Here is a 16,798-nt window from a genome sequence, read left to right as displayed (position 1 = left end):
TAAATATGGAAACAGTAAAAACAACAATGGTTACCACCAAAAATATAGTTACCAAAAGATATTGAAGTATACTAAGGGCATATCTTTTTGTTTTATACTATAGATGCTATAGTTTGCATATTAGCCTGATTCTCTATTCACGGCAGCTTTTGGCAGGGCTGAAGTATGCTCTACAATATTTCGCGCCATGCCACCAAAGATGATGAAGTGGAAGGGAAGCATAGCGTACCAGTACAGGCGGCCCGGCAGCCCCTCCGGCCTGAAAACAGCCAGTTGCTCCAGGTAATGGCCATCCTTTTCCTCCACTATCCGGAACTGCAGCCAGGCCTCGCCCGGCAGTTTCATTTCGGCGTAAAGCAGCAGGCGGCGGTTTGTCTTATCGGCCAGCAGCACCCGCCAGAAATCTATGGTATCGCCGGCCTGTACCTCCGTGGGGCTGCGCCGCCCGCGCCTGAGGCCCACGCCACCCACAATTTTGTCCAGCAGGCCGCGCAGTTGCCACAGAAAGTCGGTTTTGTACCAGCCACGCTCCCCGCCAATGCTCCAGATGTTGGCCAATACCTCGTCCGGGTTGCGGTCAAATTTGAGGTACTGCCGGTCGGTGAGCACACCGTGTTGGGGTATCTGCACGAAATCCATGTAGTTGAGCCGCATGGTGCCGCTCACCAGGGCATCCTTCCAACTCGAGACCACCTCGTTCTGCTCAATTTTAGCGTAAGCCAGCCGAACGGCCTCCTGGTAGGGCAGACAGCGGTGCGGGAGCAGCTCGTCTATACTTGTGTCTCTCACCACGGCGTCGTTCCGGAGGCTGTCCACCAGGCGCTGCGCCAGGGTATAATTGGTGCTGGTGATAAAGTATAGCCAGTAGGAGGAGAGGCGCGGGGTCAGGACAGGCAGGGTGATGATGTAGCGGTTCAGGTGGCGTGCCTCGGCCAGGCCGTGCAGCATCTGCTTATAGGTCAGCACGTCGGGGCCTCCAATCTCCAGCTTCTTGCCGTAACAGCTTGCATTACCTAAAGTATGGGTCAGGTAAAAGAGCACGTCGCGAATAGCGATGGGCTGGCAGCGGGAGTTAAGCCACTTCGGCGTGACCATCACGGGGAGCTTCTCCACCAGATCGCGGATGATTTCGAAGGAGGCGCTGCCCGAGCCGATGATGATGGCGGCCCGCAATACCGTAAGGCTGGCCCGTACCGAGCTGAGCACCTCCTCTACCTGCTGCCGCGAAGCCATGTGCCTGGAGAGGCTTTGGTCGTGGGAGAGGCCGCTGAGGTAAATGAGTTGCGTCGCGGCAGTCGTCTCCAGGTAATCCACAAAGTGCTGGGCGGCCATACTTTCTGCCACCGAAAAATCGCCGGCGCCCGAACCCATGGAGTGTACCAGGTAGTAGGCTGCGTCAATATCCCTGGGTAAATATTCCAAAGTATCGGGCTGCAGCAAATCGCCTTGTACCACCTCTACCTTGGCCTTTAGCGTATCTGGCAACTCGTAGCGGCGCGGGTCGCGCACCAGGCACACCACCTCATGCTGCTGCTCTACCAGCAGGGGCAGCAGGCGCTTCCCGATGTATCCATTGGCTCCCGTCAGCAGTATTTTCATCGTATGGCTCAAAAAGGCAAAAGTACGTACTTATACTTTCTCAACAGGCAGGCACTATTTAAGTTAGGCCGCGCCTGTGCTTTCTTTTACCTCATTGTAAGTATAAATTAACCGGGCAGGCAATGCTGCTTCCCTTAAAATATAAACTATGGATCAGTATTTACAGGCAGCCCTGGAGGAGGCCAGAAAGGGTTATGAAGAAGGGGGCATCCCCATTGGATCGGTGTTGGTGCACCAGGGCAACATCATTGGCCGGGGGCATAACAAGCGGGTGCAGCAGGGCAGCGTGGTGCTGCACGGCGAGATGGATGCGCTGGAAAACGCCGGTCGGCTGCCGGCCTCCGTGTACCGCGAGTGTGTGCTCTATACCACCTTGTCACCCTGCCCCATGTGCTCGGGCACCATCCTGCTGTACGGCATACCCAAGGTAGTCATTGGCGAGAACCGCACCTTTAAAGGCGAGGAAGATTTACTTCGGTCCAGGGGCGTGGCGGTAGAGGTGGTGGATGATGCGGACTGCGCGGCGCTGATGCAACGTTTCATCGCCGAAAAGCCGGAGGTTTGGAATGAAGATATCGGCGTGTAAGTAGCGCCCGGGGCAGATGCGGTAGTTCTGGCTGAGGTAACAGTAGAACTTGAGCTGCGATTTACCCACCAATGAGATTACAGTCACAGGAACTCTCCTCCTCGGAGGGGAAGGGGTGGGTTTACACTTCTACAAAAGCACAAATAGGAATTCGGGATATATTTTTAACCTTTTGTCTGGAAGCTGAAAACTGCGGAGACTGGTGCATTAGCCTCCGCAGCGCAAAGTATACGTTAGCGCCTGCTACCCGGGGTTATGGCCCAGGCGGCGCGCCCGCTTTTCCCAGTTTTCCCGGGCCCACTCCTGCAGGTCGGCCACCTGGTCCAGCTCGTCTATAATCTCCATGCCCAGCAGGGTCTCGATGATGTCTTCCATACTTACCAGGCCGGCGGTGCCCCCGTACTCGTCTACCACCAGCGCAATATGCTCCTGCTGCTCCTGCAGCTTGCTGAACAGCGTGGGGATGGCCATGTGCTCGGGCACCACCAGTATCCTGCGCAGCACCGATTTAAGCGGCTGGTTGCCCTGGTTGGCGATGATCTTGTGGAGCACCTCGTTTTTGAGGATGTATCCCTGAATATCGTCCAGAGTGGAAGTATAAACGGGGATACGGGAGAAACGCAGGTCCGGGAAGTCGCGGAAAAAGTCTGTCATCGTCATATCTTCTTGGGCGCTTACGATAACGGTGCGGGGAGTCATGATGTGCCGCACCAGGATGTTGTTGAAACGCAGGATGTTCTGGATCACCTGCGATTCGCTGTGCTTGAATATCCCCTCCTTAATGCCCAGCTCTGCCATGGCCGTAAAGTCAGCACGGCTCAGCACACTCCGATCCTTGTCCGTCTTCAGGCGCTTGGTTATCACCTGCGACAGGATGATAATCGGGTAAAGCGGGGAGTAAATCAAGATCTTAAGGGTGCGCACCGTGAAAGGAATCAGCTGTTTCCAGTAGTTGGCTCCCAGTGTTTTCGGGATGATCTCGGTCAGAATCAGGATGACGATAGTTAACACGACGGATACGATCGTCAGGTACTCCTCGCCCCAGAGCCGCTGCGCCTGCGCGCCCACGCCTGCTGCCCCGATGGTATGCGCAAAAGTATTCAGGGTAAGTATGGCTGCCAGCGGCCTGTCGATGTTGTCTTTAAAGTGCTTCAGGTCTTTGCCGAGGGATGGGTTCTCTTTGCTCACGATGGCTACATGCGAGGGCGTTACGCTGAGCAGGGAGGCCTCTAGCAGGGAGCAGAGAAATGAGAAAAACAGCGAAATGGCCAGGTATAAGAGAAGTAATCCCATGTGGTGATGCGAAGGTTGACAAATGCAGTGTTGCGCGAAAGTATCCTATTAAGCTTTCGAGAGCAATAATTTTGTGAAAAGTTAATGCACCACCCGCAAAATAGGCTCGGGCAGGGGCTGGTGCGTTTCAGGATCGGCGGTGAAGTAGCCCACCATGCTGGGGCCATAGCCCAGGTTCACCTCTATGAATTTGTCCTTCTCGGGCAGCATCTCCACAATTTCGGCCTTTAGTTTTTCCAGGCGCTGCCTCATTTCCTGTAGCTCGCCTTCAGAAACGTGAGGTCCCTCTTTCAGGGTGGTAGACGTGTTTTTGGCGGCCTCTTCCACAGGGCCTCTCCTGGTGAGCAGGTCCACTTCCAGTTGCCGGATATCTTTCTCCAGGTTCAGGTACTCGGTCAGCTTTTTATCCAGCGGCACGAGCGCGTCGTCTAAATATTGAATCAGGTTTTCCATAGTCTTATACGTTTAAAGCATGGCCTTTGCCCAATGGCGAACCATACCTTACCTGAAACGAAGTATAAACCTGACGGGTTAAGAAATGCCCGGGTACCCTACAGCCATTTGAACGCCTTGCGCAGAAACTGCAGGCGGTTGGTATAGGGCGGATAGCGCATCGGCAGGTCGAGCCAGGTGCCGCGGTGCAACACGCTTTTCTGCTGCGAGAACAGGTCGAAACTGCTCTTGCCGTGGTAGCTGCCCATGCCGCTGTGCCCCACGCCTCCAAAAGGCAAATAGGGGTTAGCTACATGCGAGATGGTGTCGTTGACGCAGCCGCCACCGAAGAACGTATGGGCCAGCACCTGTTCCTTCTTTTCATCATCCGAGGTAAACAGGTACAGGGCCAGCGGCTTCTCATGTCGTTTTACTGTAGCTATGGCATCGTCTAACTGGCCGAAGGTTAGCACCGGCAGGATAGGCCCGAAGATTTCCTCCTGCATCACGGGGTGCTGCCACGTCACCTTGTCCAGCAGGGTGGGGGCGATGTAGCGGGTAGGCGCATCGGTCACGCCGCCGGTGCGCACCAGGCCGTCTTTTAGATACCTGCTCAGGCGGTTAAAGTGCGCATCGTTTATGATGCGGGCAAAGTCGGGACTCTGCTGCGGGTCCTGCCCGTAAAACTGCTCGATGTATTGGATGATAAGCTCGATGAGGTCCTCTTTTATACTTTCCTGCACCAGCAGGTAGTCCGGGGCGATGCAGGTCTGGCCGGCGTTCATAAACTTGCCCCAGGCAATGCGGCGGGCGGCTAGACCCAGGTCAGCGTCCTCGGTTACGATGGCAGGACTCTTCCCGCCCAACTCCAGGGTTACCGGCGTCAGGTGCTCAGCAGCGGCCCGCATCACAATTTTGCCCACCTTGGTGCTGCCTGTAAAAAAGATAAAGTCGAAGCGTTGCTGGAGCAAGTGCTGTGTTGTGCTGACACCACCCTCCACGGCTGCCACGTAAGCCTCGTCGAAATGCGCGCGCAGCAGGCGGGTCACCACGGCGGAGGTGTTGGGGGTGAGCTCAGAGGGTTTCACGATGGCGCAGTTGCCGGCGGCCATGGCCCCGATGAGCGGCGCCAGCAGCAGCTGAAACGGGTAGTTCCAGGGCGCGATGATCAGTGTGAGGCCGTAGGGGTCGGAGTGGATGTAGCTGCGGGAGGGGAAGTTCAGGAGCGACTCTTTTACCCGCTGCGGCTTAGCCCAGCTGCTCAGGTTTTTCAGCACCAGTTTCAGCTCCAGCTCTATAAATCCTATCTCCGTGGCGTACGCCTCTACCTGCGGCTTGCGGAAATCAGCATACATGGCATCCAGAAGGTCCTGCTCGTGCTGTAGAATGGCCTGCTGCAGCTCCCGCAGGCGCTCCATGCGGAACGCCAGGTTTAAAGTATGGCCGCTGGCGAAGAACTCGCGTTGCTTCTGAACTATTGACCGGACATGCTGCAGGTCGGTATCTGCGGGAGGTGGGGCGGTGCGTACGGAATTGGTGCGTGGCATATGCTCTATGTAAGTCGTGGGTTAGGGCCGGAGCTGATTTTTCTTCCCCGGAACCTGCCTATCGAAGTATAAACCTGTTAACTTCACTGTGCCGGAATGGCAAAGTGTAAATGTGCTGTACCCCAATATGTTGTGTATGTCCTGTTCCCGAACCGTAGCCTGTTGTGGACGTAAATCCCAATCATTGTCTGCTGTTTAAGTTGTAACAATGTGATTTTAGAATAAAATATAGGTAAAAGAAGGATGCTGTCAAAGTATAAGATTGTACTTTTTTAGTTAAAAGGATAAATGTACCTTTGGGTAAGGCCGCCCTGCTATACTTAAACGTTAAACGCCGGACTATGAAACTAATCGAGTGCCCCCGCGACGCCATGCAAGGCATCAAGGATTTTATACCCACGGAGGTAAAGGCAAACTACATCAACCAACTACTCAAGGTAGGCTTCGATACGATCGATTTCGGGAGCTTTGTGTCGCCCAAGGCCATCCCGCAAATGGCCGACACAGCCGGGGTGCTGGACATGCTGGACCTAGGGGACACTTCCTCTAAGCTACTGGCCATTATCGCCAATACGCGTGGCGCAGGGGAGGCGGCAAAGTATAAGCAAATAGATTACCTGGGCTTTCCGCTGTCGGTGTCGGAGACGTTTCAGCAACGCAACACGAACAAAAGTATAGCCGAGGCCATGCTACAATTGGCTGAAATCCAGGACATCTGTCAGAAACACGGCAAAACGCTGGTTACCTATATCTCCATGGGCTTTGGCAACCCCTATGATGACCCCTGGGATGTGGAGACGGTGATTAACTTTGTGCGGGAGCTTGACAAGCTGCAGGTTAAAATCGTTTCTCTGTCCGACACGATCGGCGTGGCTACGCCGGAGAATATCACCTACCTGTTCTCGCATCTGATTCCGGCATTCGGGCATATCGAGTTCGGGGCGCACCTGCACACTACGCCCGCTACCTGGCAGGAGAAGGTGGAGGCGGCTTATATTTCCGGCTGCCGCCGCTTCGATGGGGCTTTGCGCGGCTACGGCGGCTGCCCCATGGCCAAGGACGAACTGGTGGGTAATATGCCAACTGAAAATATGATAAGCTACTTCGAAAATATTGGCGTAGATTTGCACCTCAACAAAGCTGCTCTGCAGGCTGCCATGGCCGAATCGGGGGCGGTGTTTCTATAGTATGTTAAGAAGACACATAGTTGATATTTTCGTGCCGTGCTTCGTGGACCAGCTCTTCCCCGAAACGGCCATGAACATGGTGAAGGTACTGGAAAAGGTAGGCTGCGATGTGCGCTACAACCCCAACCAGACCTGCTGCGGACAGCCAGCCTACAACGCCGGCTTTTTTAACGAGGCCCGTGAAGTAGCCGATAAGTTCCTGGAGGATTTCACGAGCGATACGTCCCATTTCATCGTGGCGCCCTCGGCGTCGTGCGTGGGCATGGTGCGCAACGCCTACCAGGATATTTTCGTGAAGTCGTCGAAGCTGGTGCAGTATAGGGCCATGCAAAAGAAAGTGTACGAATTGACCGAGTTCCTGACCGATGTGCTGGGTATTACGCGTATCGAAGGGGCTTCGCTGCCAGGCCGCTATACCTACCACGACTCCTGCAGCGCCCTACGCGAGTGCGGCATCAAAGCGGGCCCGCGCGAGCTCCTGAGCAACGTAAAAGGGCTGGAGCTTGTGGAGATGGAAGATAACGAGACCTGCTGCGGCTTCGGGGGCACCTTCGCCGTAAAGTTCGAGGCGATTTCCTCAGCCATGGCCGAGCAAAGGGTAGACAATGCGCTGGCTACCGGCGCCGATTACATCGTCTCCACCGACAGCAGTTGCCTGATGCACCTGGAGGCCTATATCAAAAAGCAGAACAAGCCTATCAAAACCATGCACATCGCCGACGTGCTGGCCAGCGGCTGGTAAGTATAAATGTCATCTTAAAGTATAAAAAGAGAGGCCTGCGCGAATCTATACTTGCGCAGGCCTCTCTTTTTATACTTGCTATACTTGGCTAGCGGCTGATGTAGTAGCTGAAGCCGAAGGTAAGGCTGTTGCCGCTCAGGTCCAGACCAAAGTTTGAAGAGGTAGACTTATAATCATCAAAGAACTCTAACTTTGATTTTGATGTATTGCGCGTGTATCCCAGATTTCCAAAGCCTGCGCTTAAACCTATCTTGGTAGTTGGGAAAAAGGTAATGCCAGGTTTTACACCAGCACTGAAACCCGTCCACTCAGAATTAGATGAACCTGAACTGCCGCTAGTACTCTCCGAATGGGACTCGTGGTCGGCCGAAACATAATTGACATAAGCTTGGCCAGTAAATGCAATTTTCTCTGAGATATAGAAATACTTCTTCAGATAAGGTCCAATAGCAAAACTGCGATCTGTGGTTTCACTAGTTGAATACAGTTGAAGACTACCATCCGGTAGAACGGAGTAAACCTTCGATTCATCGATGGATGAAGTATATCCTATAGACATTCCCGCTTCCAATCCATCTCTTAGCATGTAGCCTATACTGGGAGCTAGAGTGAAGGACCTGTTGCCTGTCCTATGCGTGACGGCGTCGCTTTTGGAAGTATTATGCTGATAGTTTAGGGAGCCGGAGGCTACAATGGAGCCCTGTGACGTTTGGGCAAGAGCAGCGGAACCGATGCATGCAAGGAGAACGGTAAGCCATAATCTTTTCATGGTTTGTCTTCTTTAGAAATTTAAGATTTTACAACAGTGTGAACTGGCAGGGGTATTTTAGAGAAGTCAGAGCAGTGTGAAATTACACATACTTCCTTCTGGAAAACTGAGGAACATAGGTGCTTACTCAGCTGCAATTGAAATTTTACTAGCGATTGAGATAATAGCTTAAGCTGAAATAAAGCGCGTCTTCGAAACTAACTTTAAAACCAGAGTTCTTATTTATAGGAGTACCACCTGCTTCCGTTTTCTTTGAAGACTGCTCATATCTTAGCCCCCCAAGCCCGGCGCTTATACCGAGTTTATCAGTGGGGAAATAGGTAATTCCCGGGGCTAGCGCTGCATTAAAAAAGATGTCTTTTGGCTGGGAATCAGCAGGATCGTCGGATTTTTTTTTGCGGACTCCTAATACAGTAGAAAACTGACCGGTAAGGGCAAATTGCTCGGAGATCATAAAGTGCTTTTTCAGATAAGGGCCAATGCTAAAGGTGTTCGATTTTGTCTTTATTTCATAGCTATCGCCTTCACTGTTGAAGTACTTGTCCTTATATGTTGAGTGGAAGTAACCTAGAGCTGTGCCAAGCTCAAATCCGCCTCCAAGCATATAACCAACACTTGGGCCTATGTACAAACCAACACCGTTTGATTTACGGTTTAGTGTGTCTTTTACAGTGTAATCTGAGGTGGAAGCTCTAAGGGAAAAGTTACCCGTTACCACAACGGTTCCCTGAGAGGTTTGGGCGAAGGCACCTGTGCCCAGTAAAGCGAATAGGGCTGCTGCTAGAAGCTTCTTCATGTTTGTTTTCTTAGTTGAATAAAAGGTTGTATGCTGTCACGTTCAACAAGTATAGCTAATATACTATGTTTTAACAAACACTTTTTAAAGTTTCCTATACCCCAAAGTATCCTCAAAGCAGCCGTAACTCCCCTTCAGCCGTATATGGCACAAATTCAGAGGAAGTGACAGAGGAAAGAAAAAAACAGGAGGCGGGGAGCAACAGCCGGCCGCTGCGGCAGTCGCTGAAGGAGTACGCGCGCGGTATAACCGGCGGCCTGCTGTTTAGCTTCCCGCTGCTGTATACCATGGAAGTATGGTGGGCCGGCTTTATTGCCTCTCCGTTTCGGCTGTTGATCCTGGTGCTGGTAACGTACCAGTTGCTGCTGGGCTACAACCGTTATGCCGGCATGCACCCCAGCGTGTCCTGGCGCAGCGTGATGGTGGACTCCGTTGAGGAGATGGGCATCGGGCTGGTGCTCTCTTTTTGCGTGCTGTTTGTGCTAAACCGCATTCAGCTGCACGAAATGGCCTTGGCAGAGGTGATGGGGAAGGTGATAGTGGAGGCGATGGCTGTTTCAATTGGCGTGTCTATTGGCACGGCGCAGCTGGGGGATGAAGAGGATGAGGAGGAAGATGACGAACTGGAGCGAGAGAAGGAGCCGCTCCGATTCGGGATGGTGGTGCTGGCCACGTGCGGGGCAATCGTGATTGGGGGCAACGTAGCCCCGACGGAGGAGGTGCTGATGCTTGCCGTAGAGGCGCAACCTTACCATGTGCTGCTGATGGCAGTGCTCTCGCTGCTACTCAGTGTGGTGGTGGTGTACTTCAGCGATTTCAAGGGGGCAACCGGGCGCAGGTCTGGCAATCTCGCTTTTGAACTGACCTTGGATACCTGTATCACCTACCTTATCGCGCTTGCCGTGTCTGCAGCGGCACTTTGGTTTTTCGGCAGGTTTAGCGGGGTTAGTTTTTGGGTGGCTTTTTCGCAAATTATCGTGCTGGGCGTTCTTTCCTCGCTGGGCGCCTCTGCCGGCAGGCTTCTGATAAAATAAGCTAATACATGCATCATGAACAAGAAGGAATCGCAAAGCAGCGGTGAGGAAAAGGACATAAAAAACTGGTTCGAGTGGACCGTGTTCGGCCTGAGCCTTATACTTGTCCTGGCAATACTGGGCTACCTGGGCTATAAAGTATACCATCACTCCGAAACGCCACCAGAGATAGTCGTTCAAGTATGGCCATCACCATCAGAAAATACACCCAACCGCTACCAGGTGCAGGTGGAAAACAAGGGCGGCACGTCGGCAGAAGAAGTGCGCGTGCAGGTGTCCATCCGCAGAGGGGGGCAGGAACTGGAGAAGGCGGAGCTGCATATCGCGTTTGTGCCGCAGGAATCGAAGCGGGAAGGATGGGTGGTGTTTGAAAAGCCTGCCAGCCAGACAGATTCTGTGGTCGCGCGGGTAATCAGTTTTGAGAAGCCTTAAACGGAATTGCCAGCAGAGGCTGGATGTATAAGTATAGAAGTATACCAAACTTGATCTTTGAGTTAACACTGCAGCCCTCGCTTGCCACCGACGAGTGTGAACTCTCCCCCAGTGGCATATACATTATTACTGCGGCAGGCTATTAAGCTCCACAACAAACTGTCCCCTTGAGGGGACTATAGGGGTGTAAAGCCAGTTGCAAATGTCCATTTCAAAATTTAACACCCCTCCATGAACTGCGTTCGCAAACTACGCACTCCCATGCTCGTTTGTCCTCAAGGGGAGAATTTTGTTCTTGCTATATTCAGCCTCGGATGCAAGAGTGTAGTGGTTAAGACAGAACTTAACGATAATGCTCCCAAGAGGAGAGTTGCTGCAGCTGTACTATGATTCCCCTCTTGGGAGGGGTTAGGGGTGGGTTAATCGTAACCAGGTTTATACTTTATACTTCAGCTTTTACTTTTATTCTTATTGTGTGAGGCCGCCTGATTACTATGTGACACAGACGGATCATGCTCTTCCACATCGTAGGAGGTGGCGTTTCCAAAAAGGCTTATAAAGCCATCGGGCTCCTCCCAAGTACTGAGAAGAGCCCGACAGTTTTTAAAAATGTGGAGCGCTTATGCTTCCGGCATGATGCGCACCACCAGGCCATCCAGGTCCGGGTTAACACGCAGCTGGCAGGAGAGGCGGCTGCTTTCCGTGGCGTGGGGCAGCGATTCGAGCATGTACGCCTCGTCGTCGCCCATATCTGGTAGTTCGCCCTGGCCGTTTTCCAGCACCTCCACGTGGCAGGTGGCGCAAATGGCCATGCCGCCGCAAACAGCCTGCACCGGAAATTCGTTGGCCTTCAGCACCTCCATCACCGACAGGTTCATGTCCAGAGGCGCCTCCAGTTCAACGCGCTCGCCGTTGTCCTGCGCTACATATATTGTGATTGCGTCTTTCATTACTGTAGTTCCTGAATGCCGTTAACAGTGGTATACTTTAACACAAACTTCTTGTCCGGGTAGATAATGTTGTATGCGCTCTGCGCCATCAGGGCCGCCTCGTGGAAGCCGCAAAGTATAAGCTTCAGCTTACCAGGGTAGGTGTTGATGTCGCCGATGGCATACACGCCCGGCACGTTCGTGGAGTAATCCTGGGTGTCCACTACAATGGCACCCTTATCCAGCTCCAGTCCCCAGTTCTCGATGGGGCCCAGCTTTGGCACCAGCCCGAAGAGCGGAATGAAGTAGTCCGTGTCTATTTTATAAGGCTCCTTGTTGTCCACCATCACCGTCACCGCATCCAGCCCATCCTCGCCGTGCACCTCGGTTACGTTCGACTTCAGTAGTAGCTTGATTTGGTCTTCCTCAGCCATGCTCAGTACCTTGGCAGCAGACTCAGGCGCACCTCTGAAGGTAGTGCCCCGGTGCACCAGCGTCAGCTCTTTGCAAAGGCCGGCCAGGTAGATGGTCCAGTCCAGGGCGGAGTCGCCGCCGCCGGCTATCACCACGCGCTTGTTGTGGAACACTTCCGGGTCGCGCACCATGTACTCCACGCCGTTCTTCTCATACTTCTCCAGGCTTTCGATGGCAGGCTTGCGCGGCTCAAAGGAACCCAGTCCTCCGGCGATCACCACCACCTTGCAGGCGATTTCGGTGCCGTCCACCGTGCGGACGATGAACGAGCCGTCCTCCAGTTTCTCGAGGTCCTCCACGCGCTCGCCCAGTGTAAAAGTAGGGTGGAAAGGTGCAATTTGCTGCTCCAGGTTCTTTACCAGGTCTCCGGCCAAGATCTCCGGAAAGCCTGGAATATCATAAATCGGTTTTTTAGGATAAATTTCGGATAGCTGCCCGCCAACGGCAGGGAGCGCATCTACCACATGACAACGCATCTTGAGCAGGCCAGCCTCAAACACGGCAAACAAGCCTACCGGGCCAGCGCCCACAATGCATATATCCGTTGTTATTTTGCTCATTATTTATGTTATAGTTTCAGTTAATTCAACAGGTAAAGGTAGCCACCATGCGGCATCTTCCATAGTAAATTTCATACTTTTTGAGGTGTTTACGATCCAATTTATACTTGCCGGCGCGCTACAAGCTCCTGTAAACGAAGCGCGTTGAAGGCCGCATAGCCCAGCTGGTCGTTATCGAAGTATACATACACGTCCAGGCCCGCCTGCCGCCATGCCAGGCATTGCCGCGCCCACTCCTGCAGTGCCTCTTCTGTATAGGACCCGCTATACTTCCCGTGGGGGCCGTGCAGGCGCACATACACAAAAGGTGCGGTAACATGAAAGGGCGTAACATGGCCGTCCAACTCATAAATACAAAAAGCGGCATTATGTTTTCGGAGAAGGTCCAAAATTTCATCCGTGTACCAGCTCGGGTGGCGGAACTCAAAAGTATACCTGTAGTAGGGCGGCAACTGGGCCAGAAAGTCCCGTAAGCGGCTGGCGTTAACTTTCCAGCCCGGCGGCAGCTGGAAAAGCACCGGCCCCAGCTTGTGCTCCAGGGCGTTGGCGCTATGAAAAAAGCGACTCAGCGGCTCCTGGGGATGCAGCAGTTTTTTCATGTGCGTGAGGTAGCGGCTGGCTTTCACGGAGAAGATGAAGTCGTCGGGCACGGCGTTGCGCCAGCTGGCAAAGGTCTCGGGCGTGGGAAGTTTATAAAAGGAATTATTGATTTCCACCGTACGGAAGAACCGGGTGTAGTAACCTGTGAAGTCCTTTTGACGTACGTCCTTCGGATAGAAAGTGCCCACCCAGTGTTTATAGTGCCACCCCGACGTTCCGATGTGTAGCTGCTGCTCCATAAGCCTTTTTTAAGAAGGCTTATACCTTCTGATCAGTGCAATTGTTCAGGAACAGGCAGATAGACGCAACGCCACAGAACCCGATTTTTGGAGGTTGAAACAGCTTTAGAGGTAAGGAAAAGTAATCCTAAAGCATACGTAAAATCGGTATATAGGGAAGCAGTTTATACTTTATAAATATTTAATAGTGTGCAAATAAGGGTGAACGTGCCCTTTTAAGAAGTGGAGTATAGAACTAGCTGTTTTACAGGAGCGTTTAATTAATAATAGGGAAGATAAACTTTTAATGTGCATATCATGAACTTGGACTATCGTAATGACCGCAACGCTTACGGGCAGCGTGATGTTGGCAGCAACGAGGAGAGCAGCCGCATAAACCCGACAAATGACCGGCAACGCAGCTACGGGCGTGATAACGCCAGCATGCGCGGGAACGATTTCTACGGTACCCAGAGCTACAGCAGCGACTATAGCCGTGGCAATTACAGCGCCTCTACCTACAACAGCGGCCGCAGAAGCCAGGGAGGGTATGCCACCACCCATCCGGAAGGGCGGGAAAAGCAGTATGTAGAGTTTCCTGACTACAGCAACAGGCCTACTTACGGTAGCTATGCTGGCAGCCGTTTGTACACAGACTTTATCGACCACAACTACGGTTACCCGGTTGCTGAGCCCGGCAGTACCAGGTACAGCACACTTGAAGAGCATAAGCCTGCCAGCAGATCCAAGAGCCATAAAACCGGTACCCGCACCCCTTTCCGGTCTGCTGATCAGTCGCGCTACAGCGAGAACGATGGCCGCCGCCGGTAGCCGTTTCCCGGAAGTATAAAAGTATAAAAAGCCTGCCCCAAGGAGCGGGCTTTTTCTTTTCCTAAACTTTGCCACAATAACCGACAGAGGCTGATGCCGTTTATACTTAGCAGGATGAACGTTACACTTAACCACATAAGCTATGAGAGACGAACGAGATAACAGCAACTATTACCACGGAGGCCTGCAATCGGGCCGCGATGTGTATGACTTTAACCGCGACACCCGCGACGGAGACTTCGGGAAGGAGCACCAGGACCGCTACCGCCATGGCCATAACCCGCACGATTTCCGCGACCGCCGGGACTTCGATACCAACCGCTTCCAGACATATCCGAAGCTGGATTACGACATGGAACAGAACTACTATGAGCACACGCAGGGCAGCGGGCATGAACTGACAAACGTCCGGCAGCGGTATGGTTTCCCCGGTTTTGAGAGCCGCGATAATGAGAACGATGACCGAATACGGCACATGCAGCGGGAGCGCCGGGCACAGCAGGAGCAGGAATACCGGTCCGGCAGGATGGGGGGCTACAGCGGGTCAGCCTTTGGCGGGGCCAACTACAGCACGCACGGCGACTTTGGAGGTGCTGGCCGTTACAATGCCATGAGTGGCAGCGGCGGAAACGCGGAGCACTTGCCCTCGGCTTCGGGGTACGGCAGCGGCCACAGCAACAATTCGATGCATCCCGACAGAAGCACCCATACCGACAGGGGAGAGCCAAATTACTTCCATCAGGACCGCAACCCACGCGAGCGCCGCTACTTTGAGGGCAGCAACCGGCACCAGGACGATTATGGACGCCGCACCGACAGAGGCGGTTACTCAGACTACGATCCGAACTATTAAGGTAACTAGAGATCTTTTAAGCGACAGCACCTGCCATCGGTGGGTGCTGTCGCTTTTTTAGTAATCGTAACTTTTTATACTTTAAAATCCATGTTGCGATTTATACTTTGATGAAGGTGTAAACTCACTTCCCCCCGGAAAGGAAGTTACTGCAATTGTACTTATAATATGATTCCCCTCCTGGGAGGGAAGTCAGTTAAGTTCTACAGAAAACTGTCCCCTTGAGGACAAACAAGAACGAGAGTTCGCTGTTTGAGAGCAGCGCTCAATAGGGGTGTAAGGCCAGTAGCAAAAGCCTTAGCTAAAAGCTAACACCCCTCCATAAACTGCGTTCGCAAACTACGCACTCCCCGTGCTCGTTTGTCCTCAAGGGAAGAATCTTGTTCTTAATATTTTCAACTTTCCTGTCATGAATTAGCGCTTTAGGTTAGAACTTAGAGGTCCTGCCTCCTGAGAGGGGAGTTTCATCGGAGCTTGTTTTTATACTTTGCTCCCTGCCAAAAACTTGTGTTCCGAATGTCTGTTATAAGTATAACTTTGCCTGTAAGATGAAAAACAGAACCGTAGCCCGTTTGCTCTATGCCGAGGAAACCACCTCCGGTGATTTGGTGGTGCGCCAGCCCTTTCCCACACAGCAGGTAACCCAGCTGGACCCCTTCCTGCTGCTGCACCACCTGGTGGTGGAAATGCCGGAGTACGTTGTTCCGCGCCGCGAGGGGGCCGGGCCTCACCCGCACCGTGGCTTTTCGCCGGTTACGTTTGTGTACAGGGGCGGCGTGCACCACCGCGACTCGCGCGGCAACAACAGCGTGGTTTACGAAGGCGGCACGCAGTGGATGAACACAGGCAGGGGCATCATCCACAGCGAGCGGCCGCCCGAGGATATCCTGGAGCGGGGAGGGATGCAGGAGATCGTCCAGCTTTGGATAAACACGCCAGCCGCCCACAAAATGGACCAACCGGAATACATTCCCCTGCCCACCGAAGATACGCCTGCCGTGGAGGTAGATGGGGTAAAGGTGCAGGTGGTAGCCGGTGAATTCGAAGGTATTAGAGGGCCTGTACGACCAAAGTTGCCGGTGCTGGCCCTGCGCCTGGAGCTAAAGGCTGGCGCCAGCTATACGTTTCCGGTGCCACAGGAGTATAACGCCTTTCTATACTTGCTCGATGGCGCCTTGCAGGTAGCTGGCTATGGGTTGGTGGAAGGCCTGCACCAGGTAATCTTCAACAGGGATGGGGAGGCCATTACACTCACAGCTAAAGCAGACACGCGCGCGCTCTTGCTGGCAGGCAGGCCGCTCGAAGAGCCGGTGGTAGCCAATGGGCCTTTCGTGATGAACACCGAAACCGAGATAATGCAGGCCATGCGCGATTACCAGATGGGCAAAATGGGCATCCTGATCGAGGACTAGTATTTTAGTCGTTCATCTGGAGCCAGGCCATGGCAGCCTCGGCGCTCGTAAACTGCTCCACGTGGCCAATCAGGCTATAGTTTTGCTGTGCCCTGCGCAGCAGATCCTCGAACGTGATGTAGCTGAATACATCGGGCTGCACCACGCGCACAAACTTTTGCAGGCTGCTTGCCAGCAGCTCGGGTATGATTTCCTTTATGATCCACTGCTGGTCCTCGAAGGTGACATGGGTAAGGCGGCGGGCGTCAACAAACCACAGTTTAATGCCATGGTCCAGGACTACCTGCCTGAGGTGGAGAAGCCCCTGGCGGTACTCGGCGCTGCTAACACCTCGTAGCCAGGTGACGCAAAGCATGCTCTCCTCGGGTACCAGTTGCAGTTTCAGGTAATCAATAGAACCAGCGGATTCCATGGCAGTGTTTTAGGTAAGGCTACTAGGTTTTAAGATATAACAAGATACGTATTACTATATACTAAAGTATATTTTTATACTTTGTAGCGGTA

19 protein-coding genes are annotated in these 16,798 nt (G+C 53.1%); 8 read left to right on the top strand and 11 right to left on the bottom strand.

What is annotated here, in order from left to right; all coding sequences use genetic code 11:
- Positions 1-120: 120 nt before the first annotated feature.
- The gene (locus tag C8N40_RS13705; protein WP_108212334.1) at positions 121-1,599 is read right to left on the bottom strand and encodes an SDR family oxidoreductase; all 1,479 of its coding nucleotides are present in this window, start codon (positions 1,597-1,599) and stop codon (positions 121-123) included.
- Between the two features lie 148 nt (positions 1,600-1,747).
- On the opposite strand from C8N40_RS13705, the gene C8N40_RS13700 reads away from it, so the two are divergent.
- On the top strand, positions 1,748-2,185 hold the full coding sequence (locus C8N40_RS13700) for a nucleoside deaminase (RefSeq protein ID WP_108212333.1): 438 nt from the start codon (positions 1,748-1,750) through the stop codon (positions 2,183-2,185).
- 243 nt (positions 2,186-2,428) lie between these two features.
- Here the strand turns inward: C8N40_RS13700 and C8N40_RS13695 are convergent, their stop codons facing one another.
- From C8N40_RS13695 to C8N40_RS13685, 3 genes are all read right to left on the bottom strand, one after another.
- A complete protein-coding gene (locus C8N40_RS13695; protein ID WP_108212332.1) occupies positions 2,429-3,478 on the bottom strand; it encodes a CNNM domain-containing protein in 1,050 nt (349 codons plus the stop codon).
- An 81-nt stretch (positions 3,479-3,559) separates the two neighbouring features.
- The gene (locus tag C8N40_RS13690; protein ID WP_108212331.1) at positions 3,560-3,931 is read right to left on the bottom strand and encodes a hypothetical protein; all 372 of its coding nucleotides are present in this window, start codon (positions 3,929-3,931) and stop codon (positions 3,560-3,562) included.
- Between the two features lie 98 nt (positions 3,932-4,029).
- Positions 4,030-5,457 (bottom strand): aldehyde dehydrogenase, encoded by a 1,428-nt coding sequence (locus C8N40_RS13685; RefSeq protein ID WP_211318112.1) that lies wholly within the window; start codon positions 5,455-5,457, stop codon positions 4,030-4,032.
- Between the two features lie 341 nt (positions 5,458-5,798).
- On the opposite strand from C8N40_RS13685, the gene C8N40_RS13680 reads away from it, so the two are divergent.
- Together C8N40_RS13680 and C8N40_RS13675 are read left to right on the top strand one after the other, a co-directional pair.
- Positions 5,799-6,644 (top strand): hydroxymethylglutaryl-CoA lyase, encoded by an 846-nt coding sequence (locus C8N40_RS13680; protein WP_108212330.1) that lies wholly within the window; start codon positions 5,799-5,801, stop codon positions 6,642-6,644.
- A 1-nt stretch (position 6,645) separates the two neighbouring features.
- Complete coding sequence (locus C8N40_RS13675; protein WP_108212329.1) at positions 6,646-7,386, top strand: (Fe-S)-binding protein; 741 nt, start codon at positions 6,646-6,648, stop codon at positions 7,384-7,386.
- A gap of 88 nt (positions 7,387-7,474) precedes the next feature.
- Here C8N40_RS13675 and C8N40_RS13670 read toward each other — a convergent pair whose 3' ends face one another.
- Both C8N40_RS13670 and C8N40_RS13665 read right to left on the bottom strand, forming a co-directional pair.
- Positions 7,475-8,155 (bottom strand): autotransporter domain-containing protein, encoded by a 681-nt coding sequence (locus C8N40_RS13670; RefSeq protein ID WP_108212328.1) that lies wholly within the window; start codon positions 8,153-8,155, stop codon positions 7,475-7,477.
- 148 nt (positions 8,156-8,303) lie between these two features.
- Positions 8,304-8,951, bottom strand: a complete 648-nt coding sequence (locus C8N40_RS13665) for an outer membrane beta-barrel protein (RefSeq protein ID WP_108212327.1) — start codon at positions 8,949-8,951, stop codon at positions 8,304-8,306.
- A gap of 164 nt (positions 8,952-9,115) precedes the next feature.
- On the opposite strand from C8N40_RS13665, the gene C8N40_RS13660 reads away from it, so the two are divergent.
- Together C8N40_RS13660 and C8N40_RS13655 are read left to right on the top strand one after the other, a co-directional pair.
- On the top strand, positions 9,116-9,985 hold the full coding sequence (locus tag C8N40_RS13660) for a TIGR02587 family membrane protein (RefSeq protein WP_108212326.1): 870 nt from the start codon (positions 9,116-9,118) through the stop codon (positions 9,983-9,985).
- Positions 9,986-10,000: 15 nt separating this feature from the next.
- Entirely contained in the window at positions 10,001-10,417 is a 417-nt protein-coding gene (locus tag C8N40_RS13655; RefSeq protein ID WP_108212325.1) for a hypothetical protein, read from the top strand.
- A 620-nt stretch (positions 10,418-11,037) separates the two neighbouring features.
- Here C8N40_RS13655 and C8N40_RS13650 read toward each other — a convergent pair.
- From C8N40_RS13650 to C8N40_RS13640, 3 genes are all read right to left on the bottom strand, one after another.
- Complete coding sequence (locus C8N40_RS13650; protein WP_092099184.1) at positions 11,038-11,367, bottom strand: 2Fe-2S iron-sulfur cluster-binding protein; 330 nt, start codon at positions 11,365-11,367, stop codon at positions 11,038-11,040.
- Positions 11,367-12,380 (bottom strand): NAD(P)/FAD-dependent oxidoreductase, encoded by a 1,014-nt coding sequence (locus C8N40_RS13645; RefSeq protein WP_108212324.1) that lies wholly within the window; start codon positions 12,378-12,380, stop codon positions 11,367-11,369. Before C8N40_RS13645 ends, C8N40_RS13650 begins: the two co-directional genes overlap by 1 nt.
- 101 nt (positions 12,381-12,481) lie before the next feature.
- A complete protein-coding gene (locus tag C8N40_RS13640) occupies positions 12,482-13,219 on the bottom strand; it encodes a DUF72 domain-containing protein (RefSeq protein WP_108212323.1) in 738 nt (245 codons plus the stop codon).
- Between the two features lie 297 nt (positions 13,220-13,516).
- Between C8N40_RS13640 and C8N40_RS13635 the strand changes: the two genes are divergently transcribed.
- Positions 13,517-14,029 carry a hypothetical protein gene (locus C8N40_RS13635; protein WP_108212322.1) on the top strand — a complete coding sequence of 171 codons (513 nt, stop codon included), beginning with the start codon at positions 13,517-13,519 and terminating at the stop codon, positions 14,027-14,029.
- Here C8N40_RS13635 and C8N40_RS22695 read toward each other — a convergent pair.
- The gene (locus C8N40_RS22695; protein WP_170114106.1) at positions 13,999-14,166 is read right to left on the bottom strand and encodes a hypothetical protein; all 168 of its coding nucleotides are present in this window, start codon (positions 14,164-14,166) and stop codon (positions 13,999-14,001) included. The genes C8N40_RS13635 and C8N40_RS22695 overlap by 31 nt on opposite strands.
- A gap of 5 nt (positions 14,167-14,171) precedes the next feature.
- Here C8N40_RS22695 and C8N40_RS13630 point away from each other — a divergent pair, with 5 nt between their 5' ends.
- Positions 14,172-14,882 (top strand): hypothetical protein, encoded by a 711-nt coding sequence (locus C8N40_RS13630; protein WP_108212321.1) that lies wholly within the window; start codon positions 14,172-14,174, stop codon positions 14,880-14,882.
- A 548-nt stretch (positions 14,883-15,430) separates the two neighbouring features.
- The gene (locus C8N40_RS13625) at positions 15,431-16,294 is read left to right on the top strand and encodes a pirin family protein (protein WP_108212320.1); all 864 of its coding nucleotides are present in this window, start codon (positions 15,431-15,433) and stop codon (positions 16,292-16,294) included.
- 4 nt (positions 16,295-16,298) lie between these two features.
- On the opposite strand, the gene C8N40_RS13620 is transcribed toward C8N40_RS13625, so the two are convergent.
- Complete coding sequence (locus tag C8N40_RS13620; protein ID WP_108212319.1) at positions 16,299-16,706, bottom strand: hypothetical protein; 408 nt, start codon at positions 16,704-16,706, stop codon at positions 16,299-16,301.
- Between the last annotated feature and the right edge of the window lie 92 nt (positions 16,707-16,798).

The organism is Pontibacter mucosus (assembly GCF_003054055.1).
Taxonomy (GTDB): Bacteria; Bacteroidota; Bacteroidia; order Cytophagales; family Hymenobacteraceae; genus Pontibacter; species Pontibacter mucosus.
This window is presented reverse-complemented; position numbering and strand designations above follow the sequence as displayed.

Bases quoted from the DNA above. Each gene is read 5' to 3' on its own strand.
- C8N40_RS13705 (WP_108212334.1), bottom strand. From the start codon at position 1,599: ATGAAAATACTGCTGACGGGAGCCAATGGATACATCGGGAAGCGCCTG.
- C8N40_RS13635 (WP_108212322.1), top strand. From the start codon at position 13,517: ATGAACTTGGACTATCGTAATGACCGCAACGCTTACGGGCAGCGTGAT.
- C8N40_RS13690 (WP_108212331.1), bottom strand. From the start codon at position 3,931: ATGGAAAACCTGATTCAATATTTAGACGACGCGCTCGTGCCGCTGGAT.
- C8N40_RS13665 (WP_108212327.1), bottom strand. From the start codon at position 8,951: ATGAAGAAGCTTCTAGCAGCAGCCCTATTCGCTTTACTGGGCACAGGT.
- C8N40_RS13655 (WP_108212325.1), top strand. From the start codon at position 10,001: ATGAACAAGAAGGAATCGCAAAGCAGCGGTGAGGAAAAGGACATAAAA.
- C8N40_RS13625 (WP_108212320.1), top strand. From the start codon at position 15,431: ATGAAAAACAGAACCGTAGCCCGTTTGCTCTATGCCGAGGAAACCACC.
- C8N40_RS13650 (WP_092099184.1), bottom strand. From the start codon at position 11,367: ATGAAAGACGCAATCACAATATATGTAGCGCAGGACAACGGCGAGCGC.
- C8N40_RS13675 (WP_108212329.1), top strand. From the start codon at position 6,646: ATGTTAAGAAGACACATAGTTGATATTTTCGTGCCGTGCTTCGTGGAC.
- C8N40_RS13630 (WP_108212321.1), top strand. From the start codon at position 14,172: ATGAGAGACGAACGAGATAACAGCAACTATTACCACGGAGGCCTGCAA.
- C8N40_RS13680 (WP_108212330.1), top strand. From the start codon at position 5,799: ATGAAACTAATCGAGTGCCCCCGCGACGCCATGCAAGGCATCAAGGAT.
- C8N40_RS13645 (WP_108212324.1), bottom strand. From the start codon at position 12,380: ATGAGCAAAATAACAACGGATATATGCATTGTGGGCGCTGGCCCGGTA.
- C8N40_RS13670 (WP_108212328.1), bottom strand. From the start codon at position 8,155: ATGAAAAGATTATGGCTTACCGTTCTCCTTGCATGCATCGGTTCCGCT.
- C8N40_RS13640 (WP_108212323.1), bottom strand. From the start codon at position 13,219: ATGGAGCAGCAGCTACACATCGGAACGTCGGGGTGGCACTATAAACAC.
- C8N40_RS13695 (WP_108212332.1), bottom strand. From the start codon at position 3,478: ATGGGATTACTTCTCTTATACCTGGCCATTTCGCTGTTTTTCTCATTT.
- C8N40_RS13620 (WP_108212319.1), bottom strand. From the start codon at position 16,706: ATGGAATCCGCTGGTTCTATTGATTACCTGAAACTGCAACTGGTACCC.
- C8N40_RS13685 (WP_211318112.1), bottom strand. From the start codon at position 5,457: ATGCCACGCACCAATTCCGTACGCACCGCCCCACCTCCCGCAGATACC.
- C8N40_RS22695 (WP_170114106.1), bottom strand. From the start codon at position 14,166: ATGTGGTTAAGTGTAACGTTCATCCTGCTAAGTATAAACGGCATCAGC.
- C8N40_RS13700 (WP_108212333.1), top strand. From the start codon at position 1,748: ATGGATCAGTATTTACAGGCAGCCCTGGAGGAGGCCAGAAAGGGTTAT.